Source organism: Streptomyces sp. NPDC056160, assembly GCF_042268205.1.
In the GTDB taxonomy this organism is placed as follows: Bacteria; Actinomycetota; Actinomycetes; order Streptomycetales; family Streptomycetaceae; genus Streptomyces.
Genome location: NZ_JBHJUW010000026.1, coordinates 65,587 through 81,264, shown reverse-complemented (window position 1 = coordinate 81,264; position 15,678 = coordinate 65,587). Strand labels below are relative to the sequence as shown.

Genomic DNA, 15,678 nt, shown 5'->3' with positions numbered 1-15,678 from the left:
GCCGGCCGCGGGTGGTGTCCCCACACCCCCCGCACCAACCCCCCCCCCCCCCCCGCGCCCCCAACCCCGCCGCCCGCGCCCCCCCCGGGGGGGGGGCCCCCCCGCTTCAGGCGTCAGCCGGAGCCTCAGGCGTCCTTGGACTCCTCGGCCGGAGCCTCGGTGGCCTCGGTCTGCTCGACCTTGGCCTCCTCGGCCTCCTTGACCGCGCGCTTGGTGGCGGCCTCGGCCTCGCCGGTGGCCTGCTGCTGCACCGTCAGCGCCTCGACCAGCTCGATGACGGCCATGGGCGCGTTGTCGCCACGGCGGTTGCCGATCTTGGTGATGCGGGTGTAACCACCGGGACGGTTCTCGTACCGCGGGCCGATCTCGGTGAAGAGCGTGTGGACGACGCTCTTGTCCGTGATGACCTGGAGCACCTGACGGCGGTTGTGAAGGTCGCCCTTCTTCGCCTTGGTGACCAGACGCTCGGCGTACGGACGCAGGCGGCGGGCCTTCGCCTCGGTGGTGGTGATACGGCCGTGCTCGAAGAGGCTCTTCGCGAGGTTCGCGAGGAGCAGCTTCTCGTGCGCGGCGCTGCCGCCCAGACGGGCACCCTTGGTGGGCCTCGGCATGATGTTTCTCCTAGGTGTCTGCCCCGGCCGTATCAGGTACCGGGGTCAGTATCCGAGCAGGCGGTCGCCTGTCGGAGACCCCGCGCCCCGAAGGGGCGCGGGGAACTGCGCGACCAGCCACAGCGGGCCGGCAGTCAGAACGGACCGGTGGGCCCGAGCTCTCAGTACTGCTCGGTCTCCACGAAGCCCGCGTCCGCGTCGTCGTCCGCGCCGAAGGCGTCCGCGGCGGCGGTCGGGTCGAATCCGGGCGGGCTGTCCTTGAGGGCCAGGCCCATACCGGCCAGCTTCGCCTTGACCTCGTCGATCGACTTCGCACCGAAGTTGCGGATGTCGAGCAGATCGGCCTCGGAACGAGCGACCAGCTCACCCACGGAGTGGATGCCCTCGCGCTTGAGGCAGTTGTACGACCGAACGGTGAGCTCCAGCTCCTCGATCGGCAGCGCCAGGTCGGCGGCCAGGGCGGCGTCCGTCGGGGACGGGCCCATGTCGATGCCCTCGGCGTCGATGTTCAGCTCGCGGGCGAGACCGAACAGCTCGACCAGGGTCTTGCCGGCGGAGGCCATGGCGTCACGCGGACGCATCGCCTGCTTGGTCTCGACGTCGACGATCAGCTTGTCGAAGTCGGTGCGCTGCTCGACACGGGTGGCCTCGACCTTGTACGTGACCTTGAGAACCGGCGAGTAGATGGAGTCGACCGGGATACGGCCGATCTCCTGGCCCACCTGCTTGTTCTGCACGGCGGAGACGTAGCCGCGACCGCGCTCGACGGTCAGCTCCATCTCCAGCTTGCCCTTGCCGTTGAGCGTGGCGAGGACGAGGTCGGGGTTGTGGACCTCGACACCGGCCGGGGGCGCGATGTCGGCGGCGGTGACCAGACCCGGGCCCTGCTTGCGCAGGTACATCACGACCGGCTCGTCGTGCTCCGAGGAGACGACCAGCTGCTTGATGTTGAGGATCAGGTCGGTGACGTCCTCCTTGACGCCCGGCACGGTGGTGAACTCGTGCAGGACACCGTCGATGCGGATGCTGGTGACAGCAGCGCCGGGGATCGACGACAGGAGAGTGCGGCGGAGGGAGTTGCCGAGGGTGTAGCCGAAGCCCGGCTCCAGCGGCTCGATCACGAACCGGGAGCGGAACTCGTCGACGACCTCTTCGGTCAACGAGGGTCGCTGAGCGATCAGCATCTGTGGATCAGATCCTTCTTTCGTGGACGCCCGCTATTTGACGTCCGACGGGACCGCACCCGACGGGATGCGGTACTGCAAGGGTACGGGCGGCACGACCCGAAAGAGCCGTACCGCCCGACAAGCCTTGTGAAGCGAGGTCAGACGCGACGACGCTTCGGCGGCCGGCAGCCGTTGTGCGGGGTCGGGGTGACGTCCTGGATGGAGCCGACCTCGAGACCGGTCGCCTGGAGCGAACGGATGGCGGTCTCACGACCGGAACCCGGGCCCTTCACGAACACGTCGACCTTGCGCATGCCGTGCTCCTGGGCGCGGCGGGCAGCCGACTCGGCGGCCATCTGCGCGGCGAACGGCGTGGACTTGCGGGAGCCCTTGAAGCCGACGTGGCCGGCGGAGGCCCAGGAGATCACGTTGCCGGACGGGTCCGTGATCGAGACGATCGTGTTGTTGAACGTGCTCTTGATGTGCGCGTGGCCGTGAGCGACGTTCTTCTTTTCCTTGCGGCGCACCTTCTTGGCAGCGCCCTGACGTCCCTTGGGGGGCATGTCTTCTCCTACGGGAGGTGGTCGGTCCTACAGCGAAGACCGCTGGACGGCGAGTCCGCTGCGGACTACTTCTTGCCCGGCTTCTTCTTGCCGGCGATGGCGCGACGCGGGCCCTTGCGGGTACGGGCGTTCGTGCTGGTGCGCTGACCGCGGACGGGCAGACCGCGGCGGTGCCGCAGACCCTGGTAGCAGCCGATCTCGACCTTGCGGCGGATGTCGGCCTGGATCTCGCGACGGAGGTCACCCTCGGTCTTGATGTTGTTGTCGACGTACTCGCGGATCGCGACGAGCTGCTCCTCGGAGAGGTCGCGAACGCGGGTGTTCGGGTCGATGCCGGTGGCAGCCAGCGTCTGCTGGGAGAGGGTCCGGCCGATGCCGAACACGTAGGTCAGGGCGACCTCCACGCGCTTTTCGCGCGGGATGTCAACACCGGAAACGCGTGCCATTCAATGGCTCCAGTTGATCTTCGGAGGTCTTCCGCAGGACCGGTCCCCAGCCGCCGTACGAGGTACGAACTGGGTCCCCGGCCTCCGAACCGGGGGTGTCGAGCGGACGGACTCGCCGCTCGGGACCTGCGTATGAACATATTCAGCTCGCGTCGCGCGAATCTCTGCGAATCAGGTGCAGAGGGTGCGGTCGGTCGTGCGTCAGCCCTGGCGCTGCTTGTGGCGCGGGTTCTCGCAGATGACCATGACCCGGCCGTGACGGCGGATCACCCTGCACTTGTCGCAGATCTTCTTGACGCTCGGCTTGACCTTCATGGGATGTGAGGTTCTCCGGGTCAGTTGCCGGCGGACCCGCGGCCTGACGGCCACGGGACGTGGGCAAGATCTACTTGTACCGGTAGACGATCCGGCCACGCGTCAGGTCGTACGGAGACAGCTCCACCACGACCCGGTCGTCAGGGAGGATGCGGATGTAGTGCATGCGCATCTTGCCGCTGATGTGTGCCAGGACCTGGTGGCCGTTCTGGAGCTCGACCTTGAACATGGCGTTCGGCAGAGACTCGACGACAGTGCCCTCGATCTCGATGGCACCTTGCTTCTTGGCCACGCTTCGCCCTTCGAATCGACTACCTTGATCGACTCTCACTGCTTCCCTTGCGGGCGCATGCGGACATGCGGGTGCACGAGAGCCGACGAGTCAGTCTACGTCAGCGCACCTGGAAACACGAATCGGGAGAGTCTGCCCCGCTCGGGAGATCTTTACGCAGGCCGGCCCGCGGTCGCCGGACCGGCACGGCCGGGGGCCGCGGAAAGCGGCGCGGGAGCGGGCGGAAGGAGAAGAGAAGGAGAGACGGGCCGGCGCCCCTCGGCGCCAGGCCACCGCCGTCAGGCGAGCGGGTCCGGCGCCGCCGTGATCCCGTACTCCGCCAGCTTCGCCTTGCCACCGTCGGGAGCCGTCAGGACCAGCGGACCCTGCTCGGTGAGGGCGACCGAGTGCTCCCAGTGCGAGGACCACGTGCCGTCCGTCGTGATGACGGTCCACTCGTCCTCCAGCACCCGGGTCTTCGGGGTGCCGAGGGAGACCATGGGCTCGATGGCCAGGCACAGGCCGGGGACCAGCTTGAGGCCCTTGCCGCGGCGGCGGTCGACGTAGTTCAGCAGGTGCGGGTCCATGTGCATCTCGGTGCCGATGCCGTGGCCGCCGTAGTCCTCGATGATGCCGTAGCGGCCGCCGCCCGGCTTGGGCTGGCGGCGGATGTAGGTCTCGACGGCACGGGAGATGTCCACGAGGCGGTTGCCCTGCTTCATCGCCGCGATGCCGGCCCACATCGACTCCTCGGTCACCCGGGACAGCTCGACCAGTTCCGGGGCGTGCCCGGAACCGACGAACGCCGTGTAGGCCGCGTCGCCGTGCCAGCCGTCGACGATCGCGCCGCAGTCGATGGAGATGACGTCGCCGTCCTTGAGGACGACCTCGTCGGAGGGGATGCCGTGGACCACGACCTCGTTGACCGAGGTGCAGATCGTGGCCGGGAAGCCGCCGTAGCCGAGGAAGTTCGGTTTGGCGTCGTGCTCGGCGAGCACCTTGCGGGCCACCTGGTCCAGGTCCTTGGTGCTCGCGCCCGGCACGGCCGCCTCCCGGGTGGCCGCGTGGATCGCGGCGACGACCAGCCCCGCCGCACGCATTGTGGCGATCTGCTCGGGGGTCTTGATCTGCACCATGGGGACGGGGCCTTTCTGGGACCGGGGGCCGACTACTTCAACCATACGGGCGCCGGTGCGCCCACAGCGCAGCCGCGGCCCCTGCCAGGAGGGACCGCGGCTGCGACCGGCGTGGAGACTACTGGGTGACGTCCTCACGCTTCAGCGCCTGAAGGGCGCGACGCGTGATCTCGTCGACCGGGCCGAGCGACGAGATCGTCACGACCAGGCCCTGCTTGCGGTAGTAGTCGATGATCGGCTCGGTCTGCGTGTGGTAGACCTCCAGCCGCTTGCGGACGGTGTCCTCGTGGTCGTCGTCCCGCTGGTACAGCTCGCCGCCGCAGACGTCGCAGACGCCTTCCCGCTTCGGCTTGCTGTACGACACGTGGAAGACGTGGCTGGAGTCGTTGCGGCAGATGCGCCGGCCGGCGATCCGCTTGACGACCTCGTCCTCGGGGACCTCCAGGTCGAGCACCGCGTCGAGCTTGATGCTCTCGGCCTCAAGGGTCTCGTCCAGCGCCTGGGCCTGCGACACGTTGCGCGGGAAGCCGTCCAGCAGGAAGCCGTTCCCGGCGTCCGGCTGCTCCATGCGGTCCTTGGCCATGGCGATGGTGACCTCGTCGGGGACGAGGTTGCCGGCGTCCATGAAGGACTTCGCGAGCTTGCCCAGCTCCGTCTGCCTGCTGATGTTGGCGCGGAACAGGTCGCCCGTGGAGATGTGCGGGATCGACAGCTTCTCGGCCAGGCGCGTGGCCTGCGTACCCTTGCCTGCGCCAGGCGGCCCGACGAGGACGATTCGCATCAGCGGAGGAACCCTTCGTAATTGCGCTGCTGGAGCTGGCTCTCGATCTGCTTCACCGTCTCCAGACCGACACCCACGATGATCAGGATGCTGGTACCGCCGAACGGGAAGTTCTGGCTTGCCCCGAAGCCGACCAACGCCACTGTCGGTACGAGAGCGATCAGACCCAGGTACAGCGAACCCGGCCAGGTGATCCGGTTGAGCACGTACGAAAGGTACTCAGCGGTCGGCCGGCCAGCCCGGATGCCCGGGATGAAGCCACCATACTTCTTCATGTTGTCAGCGACTTCTTCGGGGTTGAAGGAGATCGCCACGTAGAAGAACGCGAAGAACACGATGAGCAAGAAGTACGCGGTGATGTAGATCGGGTGGTCGCCCTTGGTCAGGTTCTGCTGGACCCAGTTCTTCCAGCCCGAGTTGCCGCCGGAGAACTGAGCCACCAGCGCCGGGATGTAGAGCAGCGACGAGGCGAAGATGACGGGGATCACACCCGCCTGGTTCACCTTGAGCGGGATGTACGTCGACGTACCGCCGTAGGAACGGCGGCCGATCATGCGCTTCGCGTACTGCACCGGGATGCGGCGCTGGGCCTGCTCGACGAAGACGACCAGGCCGACCATGATCAGGCCGACCAGCAGCACGGTGCCGAACTCGATCCAGCCGCCGGCCAGCTTGCCCGACTTCTTGATGGACCACAGCGCGGACGGGAACGTCGCGGCGATCGAGATGAACATCAGGATCGACATGCCGTTGCCGATGCCGCGGTCGGTGACCAGCTCGCCGAGCCACATCACGAGCACCGTACCGGCGGTCATGCAGACCACCATGACGACGGTGTTGAAGATCGCCTGGTCGGGGACGATGTTCGAGGCCGCCGTACACCCGGAGAACAGGGCGCCGCTGCGGGCGGTGGCCACCAGGCCGGTGCCCTGCAGGATGGCGAGCGCCACCGTCAGGTAACGGGTGTACTGGGTGATCTTCGCCGTGCCGGACTGGCCCTCCTTCTTGAGGGCCTCCAGACGCGGGATGACCACGGTCAGCAGCTGCAGGATGATGCTCGCCGTGATGTACGGCAGGATCCCGAGGGCGAAGATCGTGATCTGCAGCAGCGCGCCGCCGCTGAACATGTTGACCAGTCCGAAGAGGCCCTGGCTGCCGGAGGCCTCGGTCACGCACGTCTGTACGGCCTTGTAGTTGACACCCGGGATCGGGATGTGGGTACCGACGCGGTACACCACGATGATGCCGAGTGTGAAGAGCAGCTTCTTGCGCAGGTCGGGCGTCCTGAACGCCCGGGCGAAGCCGGTGAGCACGGTGCCTCCTGCGACCCCCGCGCACGTGCGTCAGGGTGACGGTTGTGAGGTTCCAACTGAGAACGACGAATGGACAACGGACGACTGCCGCCCCGAGTGCCCATGATGCGGCATCCGGTGGAAGCGGACAGTGCAGGCCACCTTACCGGCGACACCGCCCCCCTAGGAACGACCAACCGGGGATACCCCATTTGTGGGTATCCCCGGTCGGGACGTTCAGGTCATCGAGACGTCCGAGAGTTTCAGACCAGCTCGGTGACGCTACCGCCGGCGGCGGTGATCTTCTCCTTGGCGGAGCCGGAGACGGCGTCGACCGTCACCTGCAGCGCCACGGAGACCTCGCCCTGGCCGAGGACCTTGACGAGGCTGTTCTTGCGAACGGCACCCTTGGCCACCAGGTCCTCGACCGTGACCTCGCCACCCTGCGGGTAGAGCGCGGCCAGCTTGTCGAGGTTGACGACCTGGTACTCCGTCTTGAACGGGTTCTTGAAGCCCTTCAGCTTCGGGAGGCGCATGTGCAGCGGCATCTGGCCGCCCTCGAAGCGCTCCGGAACCTGGTAGCGGGCCTTGGTGCCCTTGGTACCACGACCGGCCGTCTTACCCTTCGACGCCTCACCACGACCCACACGGGTCTTGGCGGTCTTGGCGCCCGGGGCGGGACGGAGGTTGTGGATCTTGAGCGGGTTCTGCTCCGCCATGATCAGTCGACCTCCTCGACCGTCACGAGGTGGCGGACGGTGTGCACCATGCCGCGGAACTCGGGGCGGTCCTCCTTGACGACCACGTCACCCAGGCGCTTGAGGCCCAGGGAACGCAGGGTGTCACGGTGGTTCTGCTTGCTGCCGATGTAGGACTTCGTCTGCGTGATCTTGAGCTGCGCCATGATTACGCACCCGCCCCGGCACGCGCACGCAGGAGAGCCGCCGGAGCGACGTCCTCCAGGGGCAGACCACGGCGGGCCGCGACCTCCTCCGGACGCTGCAGGCCCTTGAGGGCCGCCACAGTGGCGTGCACGATGTTGATCGCGTTGTCGGAGCCGAGCGACTTCGACAGGATGTCGTGGATACCGGCGCACTCGAGCACGGCACGCACCGGACCACCGGCGATAACACCGGTACCCGGGGACGCGGGCTTGAGCAGCACGACGCCGGCAGCCTTCTCACCCTGGATCGGGTGCGGGATGGTGCCCTGGATGCGGGGGACCTTGAAGAAGTGCTTCTTGGCCTCCTCAACACCCTTGGCGATGGCGGCCGGCACCTCCTTGGCCTTGCCGTATCCGACACCCACGGTGCCGTCACCGTCGCCCACCACGACCAGCGCGGTGAAGCTGAAGCGACGACCACCCTTCACAACCTTGGCGACGCGGTTGATCGCGACGACGCGCTCAACGTACGCGGTCTTCTCGGCGGCAGCTGCGCCGCCGTCACGGCCCTTCCGGTCCCGCCGCTCGCCGCCACCGGCACCGCCACCGCGGCGCTGGGGTCCAGCCATTGGAATTACCTCTCTCTGTTTCCGCTAGCTCGGAACCGGCTCAGAACTTCAGGCCGGCTTCGCGGGCGGCGTCCGCCAGGGCGGCGATGCGCCCGGCGTACTGGTTGCCACCACGGTCGAACACGACAGCCTCGACACCGGCGGCCTTGGCGCGCTCGGCGACCAGGGCGCCGACCTGCTTGGCCTGCGCGGACTTGTCGCCCTCGCCGCCGCGGATCGACGTGTCCAGAGTGGACGCCGATGCCACGGTGTGGCCCTTGAGGTCGTCGATCACCTGCGCCACGATGTGGCGGTTGGAGCGGGTCACGACCAGACGGGGACGCTCCGCCGTACCGGAAAGGTTCTTGCGGATCCGGATGTGACGGCGCTTGATCGCGGCGCGCTTGTAGGCGTCGCCCTTGAGGATCTTCTGCCCGTATGCCATGGCTTACTTACCCGCCTTTCCGACCTTGCGGCGGATGACTTCGCCCTCGTACTTGACGCCCTTGGCCTTGTACGGGTCGGGCTTGCGCAGCTTGCGGATGTTGGCCGCAACCTCGCCGACCTTCTGCTTGTCGATGCCCTCGACCGAGAAGCGGGTGGGGGCCTCCACCTTGAAGGTGATGCCCTCGGGTGCCTCGACGGTGATCGGGTGGCTGTAGCCGAGCGCGAACTCGAGGTTCGAACCCTTGGCCGTCACGCGGTAACCGACACCGCTGATCTCGAGCTTCTTCACGTAACCCTGGGTCACGCCGGTGATCATGTTCGCCACCAGCGTGCGGGACAGGCCGTGCAGGGCCTTGCTCTGACGCTCGTCGTTGGGGCGGGTGACGTTCAGGACGCCGTCCTCACCCTTGGCGATCTCGATCGGCGCCACGACGGTGTGGGTCAGCGAGCCCTTGGGGCCCTTGACCGAGACCGTCTGGCCGTCGATGGTGACGTCCACGCCGGCGGGAACCGTGATGGGGAGCTTGCCAATACGCGACATAGCTGTTTCCTCCGTTCCCTTCCGCTACCAGACGTAGGCGAGGACTTCCCCGCCTACGCCCTTCTTGCCGGCCTGCTTGTCGGTGAGGAGCCCGTGCGACGTGGAGATGATCGCCACGCCGAGGCCGCCGAGCACCTTCGGCAGGTTGGTGGACTTCGCGTAGACCCGGAGACCGGGCTTCGAGATCCGCTTGATGCCCGCGATGGAGCGCTCACGGTTCGGGCCGTACTTCAGCTCGAGGACGAGGTTCTTGCCGACCTCGGCGTCCTCGGTCTTCCAGCCGGTGATGAAGCCCTCCTGCTGGAGGATCTCCGCGATGTGCGACTTGATCTTCGATGCCGGCATCGTCACGGAGTCGTGGTATGCCGAGTTCGCGTTCCGCAGACGCGTAAGCATGTCTGCGATCGGATCAGTCATGGTCATGAATTGGCCTTCGGCCTCTCTCGCCGGGGTTTCCTGGTGCGCCATCCCTCTCCCCGATCCGAGACGGGACGGGTGCGGCGCGGTGGACCTACGGCGTAGTAAGTCGTTTAGGGCGCGGCAGGCGCCCAACCCCACAAGCCTAAGCCATGGGGGGTGGGCATCCTGCCGACCCCAGTTGCTTACCGAGAGTCCTGATTCAACCCAAGTGGGTTGTTACCAGGAGCTCTTGGTCACGCCCGGCAGCTCGCCACGGTGAGCCATCTCACGAAGGCACACGCGGCACAGGCCGAACTTGCGGTACACGGAGTGCGGGCGGCCGCAGCGCTGGCAGCGGGTGTAGCCACGCACACCGAACTTGGGCTTGCGAGCAGCCTTCGCGATGAGAGCCTTCTTCGCCATCTCGCTCACGCCTCCTTGAACGGGAAGCCGAGGTGACGGAGAAGGGCGCGGCCCTCTTCGTCGTTGGTCGCCGTGGTGACCACGGTGATGTCCATACCCCGGACACGGTCGATCTTGTCCTGGTCGATCTCGTGGAACATGACCTGCTCCGTGAGACCGAAGGTGTAGTTGCCACGGCCGTCGAACTGCTTGGGGGACAGACCACGGAAGTCGCGGATGCGCGGCAGCGCGAGCGACAGGGTGCGGTCCAGGAACTCCCACATGCGGTCGCCACGGAGCGTGACGTGGGCACCGATCGGCTGGCCCTCACGCAGCTTGAACTGCGCGATGGACTTGCGGGCCTTGGTGACCGCGGGCTTCTGGCCGGTGATCGTGGTGAGGTCGCGGATGGCGCCCTCGATCAGCTTGGAGTCGCGGGCGGCGTCGCCCACACCCATGTTGACCACGATCTTGACGAGGCCCGGGATCTGCATGACGTTCTCGTACTTGAACTCGTCACGCAGCTTGGGGGCGATCTCGCCGCGGTACTTCTGCTTCAGACGCGGGGCAGTGGTGGTAGCCATCAGATGTCCTCACCCGTCCGCTTGGCAACGCGGATCTTGTTGCCCTCGTCGTCGAAGCGGTAACCGACGCGCGTGACGACCTTGTTGCCGTCCTTCTCCACGACCAGCTGGACGTTGGAGACGTGGATCGGGGCCTCGGTGGTCACGATGCCGCCGGCCTGGGAACCGCTGGCGGTCGGGCCGGCCTTGGTGTGCTTCTTGACCCGGTTGACACCCTCGACCAGGACGCGGTCCTCGCGGGGGTAGGCCGCGATGACCTTGCCCTGCTTGCCCTTGTCCTTACCGGTGATGACCTGGACCAGGTCGCCCTTCTTGATCTTCATGCTCACAGCACCTCCGGCGCGAGGGAGATGATCTTCATGAACTTCTTCTCGCGCAGCTCACGGCCCACGGGGCCGAAGATACGGGTGCCGCGAGGGTCGCCGTCGTTCTTCAGAATGACGGCGGCGTTCTCGTCGAAGCGGATGTACGAGCCGTCCGGACGGCGGCGCTCCTTGACGGTGCGAACGATGACCGCCTTGACGACGTCACCCTTCTTCACGTTGCCACCGGGGATCGCGTCCTTGACGGTGGCGACGATGACGTCACCGATGCCCGCGTAGCGGCGACCGGAGCCACCGAGCACACGGATGCAAAGGATTTCCTTCGCACCAGTGTTGTCGGCGACACGCAGCCGCGACTCCTGCTGGATCACGTCTATCTCCTGTTTGTCTGCCGGTTCCCCGGGGGCCGCTCAGCGAGCGGACCCCCGGAGCCTGGCGGAACTGTCCTGCGAGGGGTGCCCCGCAGGAACTTACTTTTTGGGAATTCCCTTGCGGGAATTACCTACTTGGCCTTCTCGAGGATCTCGACGACGCGCCAGCGCTTCGTCGCGGACAGCGGCCGGGTCTCCATGAGGAGGACGCGGTCGCCGACACCCGCGGCGTTCTGCTCGTCGTGCGCCTTGAGCTTGTTCGTACGGCGGATGACCTTGCCGTACAGCGCGTGCTTGACGCGGTCCTCGACGGCGACGACGACGGTCTTGTCCATCTTGTCGCTGACGACGAGACCCTCACGGGTCTTGCGGAAGCCGCGCGCCTCGGAGTTCTGCTCAGTCACGTTGTTCTCGCTCATGCGTTCTCCACCGTTTCGATGCCCAGCTCACGCTCGCGCATCAGGGTGTAGATCCGCGCGATGTCCTTGCGGACCGCCTTCAGACGGCCGTGGTTTTCGAGCTGGCCCGTCGCCGCCTGGAAACGGAGGTTGAACAGCTCTTCCTTGGCCTCGCGGAGCTTGCCCAGAAGCTCCTCGTTGCCCAGCTCGCGCAGCTCGGACGCCTTGGTACCGGCCGACATCACGCTTCACCTGCCTCGCGCTTGACGATCCGGCACTTCATCGGCAGCTTGTGGGCCGCACGAGTCAGCGCCTCACGGGCGATCTTCTCGTTGGGGTACGACAGCTCGAACATCACCCGACCGGGGTGAACGTTCGCGATCCACCACTCCGGAGAACCCTTACCGGAACCCATGCGGGTCTCGGCGGGCTTCTTCGTGAGCGGGCGGTCCGGGTAGATGTTGATCCAGACCTTGCCGCCACGCTTGATGTGGCGGGTCATCGCGATACGGGCCGCCTCGATCTGGCGGTTGGTCACGTACGCCGGCGTGAGGGCCTGGATGCCGTACTCGCCGAACGCGACCGTCGTACCGCCCTTGGCCTGACCACGGCGCTTCGGGTGGTGCTGCTTGCGGTGCTTGACCCTACGGGGGATCAGCATGTCGGTCAGGCCTCCGTTCCGGTGCTCTCAGCCGGAGCGGCAGCGGCCGGGGCCTCGGCCTTGGGGGCCTCGGCGGCCGGAGCCTGCTGCTGCTGCGGCTTGCGACCGCGCCGCTCGCCACCGCGGCCACCACGGGCCGGGCGGTCGGCACCACCGCGGGCCGGGCGGTTACCCGCACGGGCCGCAGCGTTCTCGGCGCGGACCTCGGCGATGTTCTTCACGTCGCCCTTGTAGATCCAGACCTTCACACCGATGCGGCCGAAGGTCGTCTTGGCCTCGAAGAAGCCGTAGTCCACGTTCGCGCGGAGCGTGTGCAGGGGCACACGGCCCTCGCGGTAGAACTCCGAGCGGGACATCTCGGCGCCACCGAGGCGGCCACCGCACTGGATCTTGATGCCCTTGGCGCCGGCCTTCATCGCCGACTGCATGCTCTTGCGCATGGCACGGCGGAAGGAGACGCGGGAGGAGAGCTGCTCGGCGACGGCCTGGGCAACCAGCTGAGCGTCGGTCTCGGGGTTCTTGACCTCGAGGATGTTCAGCTGGACCTGCTTGCCGGTGAGCTTCTCGAGGTCGCCGCGGATGCGGTCGGCCTCGGCGCCGCGGCGGCCGATGACGATGCCCGGACGAGCGGTGTGGATGTCCACACGCACGCGGTCACGGGTGCGCTCGATCTCGACCTTGGAGATGCCGGCGCGCTCCATGCCGGACGTCATCATCCGACGGATGGCGACGTCTTCCTTGACGTAGTCCTTGTACAGCTTGTCGGCGTACCAACGCGACTTGAAGTCGGTCGTGACACCGAGCCGGAACCCGTGCGGGTTTACCTTCTGGCCCATTACCGGGTTCCTTCCTTGCTGCTGACGACCACGGTGATGTGGCTGGTCCGCTTGCGGATCCGGTAGGCGCGGCCCTGGGCGCGCGGACGGAACCGCTTCAGGGTCGGGCCCTCGTCGACGTAGGCCTCGGAGATGTAGAGGCTGTCGGCGTCGGTGTGGTCGTAGTTGTGCGCGGCGTTGGCGATGGCGCTGTCCAGCACCTTGCCGACCGGCACGCTCGCGGCCTGCGGGGCGAAACGCAGGACCGCCTGAGCCTCCGTGGCGTCCATGCCACGGATGAGGTCCACCACGCGGCGGGCCTTCATGGGCGTGACGCGGATGTACCGCGCCTGGGCCCTGGCTTCCATGGTTGTCCCTTCAGTGTTTGTCATGGTCTTTCACACCCCGCTGACTAGCGGCGCTTCGACTTCCGGTCGTCCTTGACGTGACCCCGGAAGGTGCGCGTCGGCGAGAACTCGCCGAGCTTGTGGCCGACCATGGACTCGGTGACAAACACCGGGATGTGGGTCTTGCCGTTGTGCACCGCGATCGTGTGGCCCAGCATCGCCGGGACGATCATCGAGCGGCGGGACCAGGTCTTGATGACGTTCTTGGTGCCGGCTTCGTTCTGTACGTCCACCTTCTTGATCAGGTGGTCGTCGACGAAAGGCCCCTTCTTCAAGCTACGAGGCATCTCAACCCGTCCTTAGCGCTTCTTGTTCGTCTTGCGGCGGCGGACGATGTACTTGTTGCTCGCCTTCTTGGGAGAACGAGTACGACCTTCCTTCTGACCCCAGGGGCTGACCGGGTGGCGACCACCCGAGGTCTTGCCCTCACCACCACCGTGGGGGTGGTCAACCGGGTTCATCGCCACACCGCGAACGGTCGGGCGGACGCCCAGCCAGCGCTTGCGGCCGGCCTTGCCCCAGTTGATGTTGCTCTGCTCGGCGTTGCCGACCTCGCCGACCGTGGCGCGGCAGCGCTGGTCGACCAGGCGGATCTCACCGGACGGCATGCGGAGGTGGGCCATCGTGCCCTCCTTCGCGAGCAGCTGCACGGAGGCACCGGCGGAGCGGGCGAACTTGGCACCGCCACCGGGACGGAGCTCGATCGCGTGGATCGTGGTACCGACCGGGATGTTGCGGAGGGCCAGGTTGTTGCCCGGCTTGATGTCGGCCCCGGGACCGTTCTCGACGCGGTCGCCCTGCTGCAGGTTGCGCGGCGCGAGGATGTAGCGCTTCTCGCCGTCCGCGTAGTGCAGCAGCGCGATGCGCGCGGTGCGGTTGGGGTCGTACTCGATGTGCGCGACCTTCGCCGGCACGCCGTCCTTGTCGTGACGACGGAAGTCGATCACGCGGTAGGCGCGCTTGTGTCCGCCACCCTGGTGGCGAACGGTCACACGACCGGAATTGTTACGGCCGCCCTTGCTGTGCAGGGGGCGGACCAGCGACTTCTCCGGCGTGGACCGCGTGACCTCGACGAAGTCGGCGACGCTGGCGCCACGACGGCCAGGAGTCGTCGGCTTGTACTTGCGGATACCCATTTCTCAGTCCTCGTCCGATATCGGACGATCCGGACCGCCGTCAGGCGGTCGGACCGCCGAAGATGTCGATACGGTCGCCCTCGGCGAGGGTCACGATCGCGCGCTTGGTGGCGGCACGCTGGCCGAAACCGGTGCGGGTCCGCTTGCGCTTGCCCTGGCGGTTGATCGTGTTGACCCCGGTGACCTTGACCTCGAAGACCGCCTGGACGGCCTCCTTGATCTGCGTCTTGTTGGCACGCGGGTCGACGATGAACGTGTACTTGTTCTCGTCGAGGAGCGCGTAGCTCTTCTCGGAGACGACCGGCTTGACCAGGACGTCACGGGGGTCCGTGTACGACTTGCTCAGCGGGGTCTCGACGGTGTTCTTGCCCTCGGCGGCGTGGCGGCGCGCCTTGGCGACGCGCGCGGCCTTGGCGGCCTTGGCGGCCTTCGAGGCGATGGAGGGGTGACGCGTAGCCATCAGGCCTCGCTCCCTTCGGTGTCGTTGGCCTTGTTCGGGCCGGCGACGAAGGACTCGAAAGCGGCCTTGGTGAAGACCACGTCGTCCGAGACGAGAACGTCGTACGTGTTCAGCTGGCCCGGCTCCAGGATGTGGACCTGGGGCAGGTTGCGGGCGGACAGCCACGCGGCCTCGTCGGCGCGGTCGACGACCAGGAGCAGGTTCTTGCGCTCCGAGATCTTGCCGAACAGCGTCCGAGCGGCCTTGGTGGAGGCGGTCGCACCCTCGACCACGCCGGAGACGACGTGGATGCGGTTGTGGCGGGCCCGGTCGGTGAGGGCGTGGCGCAGGGCCGCGGCCTTCATCTTCTTCGGGGTCCGCTGCGAGTAGTCGCGCGGCACGGGACCGTGCACGACGCCACCACCGGCGAACTGCGGCGCGCGGGTCGAACCCTGACGGGCGCGACCGGTGCCCTTCTGGCGGTACGGCTTCTTGCCACCGCCGCGGACCTCGCCACGGGTCTTGACCTTGTGCGTGCCCTGACGGGCAGCGGCCAGCTGCGCGACGACGACCTGGTGGATCAGCGGGACGCTGACCTTCTCAACGCCGAAGATCTCCGCGGGGAGCTCGACGGTACCGGCCTTCTCGCCCGCCGGCGAAAGGATGTCAACAGTGCTCATCGG

Annotated in this window: 28 protein-coding genes; all 28 read right to left on the bottom strand. The window is 67.1% G+C overall.

Annotation, left to right across the window (positions count from 1 at the left end):
- Positions 1-125: 125 nt before the first annotated feature.
- The gene (gene rplQ, locus ACFC02_RS12750; protein WP_376355784.1) at positions 126-611 is read right to left on the bottom strand and encodes a 50S ribosomal protein L17; all 486 of its coding nucleotides are present in this window, start codon (positions 609-611) and stop codon (positions 126-128) included.
- 161 nt (positions 612-772) lie between these two features.
- The gene (locus ACFC02_RS12745; protein ID WP_003966937.1) at positions 773-1,795 is read right to left on the bottom strand and encodes a DNA-directed RNA polymerase subunit alpha; all 1,023 of its coding nucleotides are present in this window, start codon (positions 1,793-1,795) and stop codon (positions 773-775) included.
- Positions 1,796-1,935: 140 nt separating this feature from the next.
- On the bottom strand, positions 1,936-2,340 hold the full coding sequence (gene rpsK, locus ACFC02_RS12740) for a 30S ribosomal protein S11 (RefSeq protein WP_003956432.1): 405 nt from the start codon (positions 2,338-2,340) through the stop codon (positions 1,936-1,938).
- 65 nt (positions 2,341-2,405) lie between these two features.
- The gene (gene rpsM / locus ACFC02_RS12735) at positions 2,406-2,786 is read right to left on the bottom strand and encodes a 30S ribosomal protein S13 (protein ID WP_189703407.1); all 381 of its coding nucleotides are present in this window, start codon (positions 2,784-2,786) and stop codon (positions 2,406-2,408) included.
- 201 nt (positions 2,787-2,987) lie between these two features.
- Entirely contained in the window at positions 2,988-3,101 is a 114-nt protein-coding gene (gene rpmJ / locus ACFC02_RS12730) for a 50S ribosomal protein L36 (protein ID WP_003998809.1), read from the bottom strand.
- A 70-nt stretch (positions 3,102-3,171) separates the two neighbouring features.
- The gene (gene infA / locus ACFC02_RS12725) at positions 3,172-3,393 is read right to left on the bottom strand and encodes a translation initiation factor IF-1 (protein ID WP_003948620.1); all 222 of its coding nucleotides are present in this window, start codon (positions 3,391-3,393) and stop codon (positions 3,172-3,174) included.
- A 278-nt stretch (positions 3,394-3,671) separates the two neighbouring features.
- Positions 3,672-4,508, bottom strand: coding sequence for a type I methionyl aminopeptidase (map, locus tag ACFC02_RS12720; RefSeq protein ID WP_376355781.1), 837 nt, complete (start codon positions 4,506-4,508; stop codon positions 3,672-3,674).
- A 118-nt stretch (positions 4,509-4,626) separates the two neighbouring features.
- Complete coding sequence (locus tag ACFC02_RS12715) at positions 4,627-5,289, bottom strand: adenylate kinase (protein ID WP_376355779.1); 663 nt, start codon at positions 5,287-5,289, stop codon at positions 4,627-4,629.
- Entirely contained in the window at positions 5,289-6,602 is a 1,314-nt protein-coding gene (secY, locus tag ACFC02_RS12710) for a preprotein translocase subunit SecY (protein ID WP_376355777.1), read from the bottom strand. Before secY ends, ACFC02_RS12715 begins: the two co-directional genes overlap by 1 nt.
- A gap of 242 nt (positions 6,603-6,844) precedes the next feature.
- Positions 6,845-7,300, bottom strand: a complete 456-nt coding sequence (gene rplO / locus ACFC02_RS12705) for a 50S ribosomal protein L15 (protein WP_030174562.1) — start codon at positions 7,298-7,300, stop codon at positions 6,845-6,847.
- A gap of 2 nt (positions 7,301-7,302) precedes the next feature.
- Positions 7,303-7,485, bottom strand: a complete 183-nt coding sequence (rpmD, locus tag ACFC02_RS12700) for a 50S ribosomal protein L30 (RefSeq protein ID WP_009190145.1) — start codon at positions 7,483-7,485, stop codon at positions 7,303-7,305.
- Positions 7,486-7,487: 2 nt separating this feature from the next.
- On the bottom strand, positions 7,488-8,093 hold the full coding sequence (rpsE, locus tag ACFC02_RS12695; RefSeq protein WP_007494753.1) for a 30S ribosomal protein S5: 606 nt from the start codon (positions 8,091-8,093) through the stop codon (positions 7,488-7,490).
- 40 nt (positions 8,094-8,133) lie between these two features.
- Entirely contained in the window at positions 8,134-8,517 is a 384-nt protein-coding gene (rplR, locus tag ACFC02_RS12690; RefSeq protein WP_360972012.1) for a 50S ribosomal protein L18, read from the bottom strand.
- A gap of 3 nt (positions 8,518-8,520) precedes the next feature.
- On the bottom strand, positions 8,521-9,060 hold the full coding sequence (rplF, locus tag ACFC02_RS12685; protein ID WP_030930490.1) for a 50S ribosomal protein L6: 540 nt from the start codon (positions 9,058-9,060) through the stop codon (positions 8,521-8,523).
- A 24-nt stretch (positions 9,061-9,084) separates the two neighbouring features.
- Positions 9,085-9,483 carry a 30S ribosomal protein S8 gene (gene rpsH, locus ACFC02_RS12680; RefSeq protein ID WP_026252022.1) on the bottom strand — a complete coding sequence of 133 codons (399 nt, stop codon included), beginning with the start codon at positions 9,481-9,483 and terminating at the stop codon, positions 9,085-9,087.
- A 213-nt stretch (positions 9,484-9,696) separates the two neighbouring features.
- Positions 9,697-9,882 (bottom strand): type Z 30S ribosomal protein S14, encoded by a 186-nt coding sequence (locus ACFC02_RS12675; protein WP_003948630.1) that lies wholly within the window; start codon positions 9,880-9,882, stop codon positions 9,697-9,699.
- Positions 9,883-9,887: 5 nt separating this feature from the next.
- Positions 9,888-10,445 carry a 50S ribosomal protein L5 gene (rplE, locus tag ACFC02_RS12670; protein ID WP_018564813.1) on the bottom strand — a complete coding sequence of 186 codons (558 nt, stop codon included), beginning with the start codon at positions 10,443-10,445 and terminating at the stop codon, positions 9,888-9,890.
- Positions 10,445-10,768, bottom strand: coding sequence for a 50S ribosomal protein L24 (gene rplX / locus ACFC02_RS12665; RefSeq protein WP_310764877.1), 324 nt, complete (start codon positions 10,766-10,768; stop codon positions 10,445-10,447). Before rplX ends, rplE begins: the two co-directional genes overlap by 1 nt.
- Positions 10,769-10,770: 2 nt before the next feature.
- Complete coding sequence (gene rplN, locus ACFC02_RS12660; RefSeq protein WP_003998823.1) at positions 10,771-11,139, bottom strand: 50S ribosomal protein L14; 369 nt, start codon at positions 11,137-11,139, stop codon at positions 10,771-10,773.
- 131 nt (positions 11,140-11,270) lie between these two features.
- Positions 11,271-11,558 carry a 30S ribosomal protein S17 gene (rpsQ, locus tag ACFC02_RS12655; RefSeq protein ID WP_037858420.1) on the bottom strand — a complete coding sequence of 96 codons (288 nt, stop codon included), beginning with the start codon at positions 11,556-11,558 and terminating at the stop codon, positions 11,271-11,273.
- Positions 11,555-11,779: a 50S ribosomal protein L29 gene (rpmC, locus tag ACFC02_RS12650; protein ID WP_018564811.1), complete on the bottom strand. Its 225-nt coding sequence runs from the start codon at positions 11,777-11,779 to the stop codon at positions 11,555-11,557. Before rpmC ends, rpsQ begins: the two co-directional genes overlap by 4 nt.
- The gene (gene rplP, locus ACFC02_RS12645) at positions 11,779-12,198 is read right to left on the bottom strand and encodes a 50S ribosomal protein L16 (RefSeq protein ID WP_004927269.1); all 420 of its coding nucleotides are present in this window, start codon (positions 12,196-12,198) and stop codon (positions 11,779-11,781) included. Before rplP ends, rpmC begins: the two co-directional genes overlap by 1 nt.
- Positions 12,199-12,203: 5 nt before the next feature.
- Positions 12,204-13,034, bottom strand: a complete 831-nt coding sequence (gene rpsC, locus ACFC02_RS12640; protein ID WP_028420771.1) for a 30S ribosomal protein S3 — start codon at positions 13,032-13,034, stop codon at positions 12,204-12,206.
- Positions 13,034-13,381 (bottom strand): 50S ribosomal protein L22, encoded by a 348-nt coding sequence (gene rplV, locus ACFC02_RS12635; protein ID WP_019329637.1) that lies wholly within the window; start codon positions 13,379-13,381, stop codon positions 13,034-13,036. The genes rpsC and rplV overlap by 1 nt, the downstream gene beginning before the upstream one ends.
- Before the next feature lie 44 nt (positions 13,382-13,425).
- Entirely contained in the window at positions 13,426-13,707 is a 282-nt protein-coding gene (gene rpsS, locus ACFC02_RS12630) for a 30S ribosomal protein S19 (protein ID WP_003948639.1), read from the bottom strand.
- Between the two features lie 12 nt (positions 13,708-13,719).
- Complete coding sequence (gene rplB / locus ACFC02_RS12625) at positions 13,720-14,556, bottom strand: 50S ribosomal protein L2 (RefSeq protein ID WP_018564806.1); 837 nt, start codon at positions 14,554-14,556, stop codon at positions 13,720-13,722.
- Between the two features lie 40 nt (positions 14,557-14,596).
- On the bottom strand, positions 14,597-15,016 hold the full coding sequence (rplW, locus tag ACFC02_RS12620) for a 50S ribosomal protein L23 (protein ID WP_086726225.1): 420 nt from the start codon (positions 15,014-15,016) through the stop codon (positions 14,597-14,599).
- On the bottom strand, positions 15,016-15,675 hold the full coding sequence (gene rplD / locus ACFC02_RS12615; RefSeq protein ID WP_360972007.1) for a 50S ribosomal protein L4: 660 nt from the start codon (positions 15,673-15,675) through the stop codon (positions 15,016-15,018). Before rplD ends, rplW begins: the two co-directional genes overlap by 1 nt.
- Positions 15,676-15,678 lie beyond the last annotated feature (3 nt).

Excerpts from the sequence above, each read along its gene's own strand:
- rplQ (WP_376355784.1), bottom strand. The coding sequence starts at position 611 with ATGCCGAGGCCCACCAAGGGTGCCCGTCTGGGCGGCAGCGCCGCGCAC.
- ACFC02_RS12745 (WP_003966937.1), bottom strand. The coding sequence starts at position 1,795 with ATGCTGATCGCTCAGCGACCCTCGTTGACCGAAGAGGTCGTCGACGAG.
- rpsK (WP_003956432.1), bottom strand. The coding sequence starts at position 2,340 with ATGCCCCCCAAGGGACGTCAGGGCGCTGCCAAGAAGGTGCGCCGCAAG.
- rpsM (WP_189703407.1), bottom strand. The coding sequence starts at position 2,786 with ATGGCACGCGTTTCCGGTGTTGACATCCCGCGCGAAAAGCGCGTGGAG.
- rpmJ (WP_003998809.1), bottom strand. The coding sequence starts at position 3,101 with ATGAAGGTCAAGCCGAGCGTCAAGAAGATCTGCGACAAGTGCAGGGTG.
- map (WP_376355781.1), bottom strand. The coding sequence starts at position 4,508 with ATGGTGCAGATCAAGACCCCCGAGCAGATCGCCACAATGCGTGCGGCG.
- ACFC02_RS12715 (WP_376355779.1), bottom strand. The coding sequence starts at position 5,289 with ATGCGAATCGTCCTCGTCGGGCCGCCTGGCGCAGGCAAGGGTACGCAG.
- rplO (WP_030174562.1), bottom strand. The coding sequence starts at position 7,300 with ATGGCGGAGCAGAACCCGCTCAAGATCCACAACCTCCGTCCCGCCCCG.
- rpmD (WP_009190145.1), bottom strand. The coding sequence starts at position 7,485 with ATGGCGCAGCTCAAGATCACGCAGACGAAGTCCTACATCGGCAGCAAG.
- rpsE (WP_007494753.1), bottom strand. The coding sequence starts at position 8,093 with ATGGCTGGACCCCAGCGCCGCGGTGGCGGTGCCGGTGGCGGCGAGCGG.
- rplR (WP_360972012.1), bottom strand. The coding sequence starts at position 8,517 with ATGGCATACGGGCAGAAGATCCTCAAGGGCGACGCCTACAAGCGCGCC.
- rplF (WP_030930490.1), bottom strand. The coding sequence starts at position 9,060 with ATGTCGCGTATTGGCAAGCTCCCCATCACGGTTCCCGCCGGCGTGGAC.
- rpsH (WP_026252022.1), bottom strand. The coding sequence starts at position 9,483 with ATGACCATGACTGATCCGATCGCAGACATGCTTACGCGTCTGCGGAAC.
- ACFC02_RS12675 (WP_003948630.1), bottom strand. The coding sequence starts at position 9,882 with ATGGCGAAGAAGGCTCTCATCGCGAAGGCTGCTCGCAAGCCCAAGTTC.
- rplE (WP_018564813.1), bottom strand. The coding sequence starts at position 10,445 with ATGGCTACCACCACTGCCCCGCGTCTGAAGCAGAAGTACCGCGGCGAG.
- rplX (WP_310764877.1), bottom strand. The coding sequence starts at position 10,768 with ATGAAGATCAAGAAGGGCGACCTGGTCCAGGTCATCACCGGTAAGGAC.
- rpsQ (WP_037858420.1), bottom strand. The coding sequence starts at position 11,558 with ATGAGCGAGAACAACGTGACTGAGCAGAACTCCGAGGCGCGCGGCTTC.
- rpmC (WP_018564811.1), bottom strand. The coding sequence starts at position 11,779 with ATGTCGGCCGGTACCAAGGCGTCCGAGCTGCGCGAGCTGGGCAACGAG.
- rplP (WP_004927269.1), bottom strand. The coding sequence starts at position 12,198 with ATGCTGATCCCCCGTAGGGTCAAGCACCGCAAGCAGCACCACCCGAAG.
- rpsC (WP_028420771.1), bottom strand. The coding sequence starts at position 13,034 with ATGGGCCAGAAGGTAAACCCGCACGGGTTCCGGCTCGGTGTCACGACC.
- rplV (WP_019329637.1), bottom strand. The coding sequence starts at position 13,381 with ATGGAAGCCAGGGCCCAGGCGCGGTACATCCGCGTCACGCCCATGAAG.
- rpsS (WP_003948639.1), bottom strand. The coding sequence starts at position 13,707 with ATGCCTCGTAGCTTGAAGAAGGGGCCTTTCGTCGACGACCACCTGATC.
- rplB (WP_018564806.1), bottom strand. The coding sequence starts at position 14,556 with ATGGGTATCCGCAAGTACAAGCCGACGACTCCTGGCCGTCGTGGCGCC.
- rplW (WP_086726225.1), bottom strand. The coding sequence starts at position 15,016 with ATGGCTACGCGTCACCCCTCCATCGCCTCGAAGGCCGCCAAGGCCGCC.
- rplD (WP_360972007.1), bottom strand. The coding sequence starts at position 15,675 with ATGAGCACTGTTGACATCCTTTCGCCGGCGGGCGAGAAGGCCGGTACC.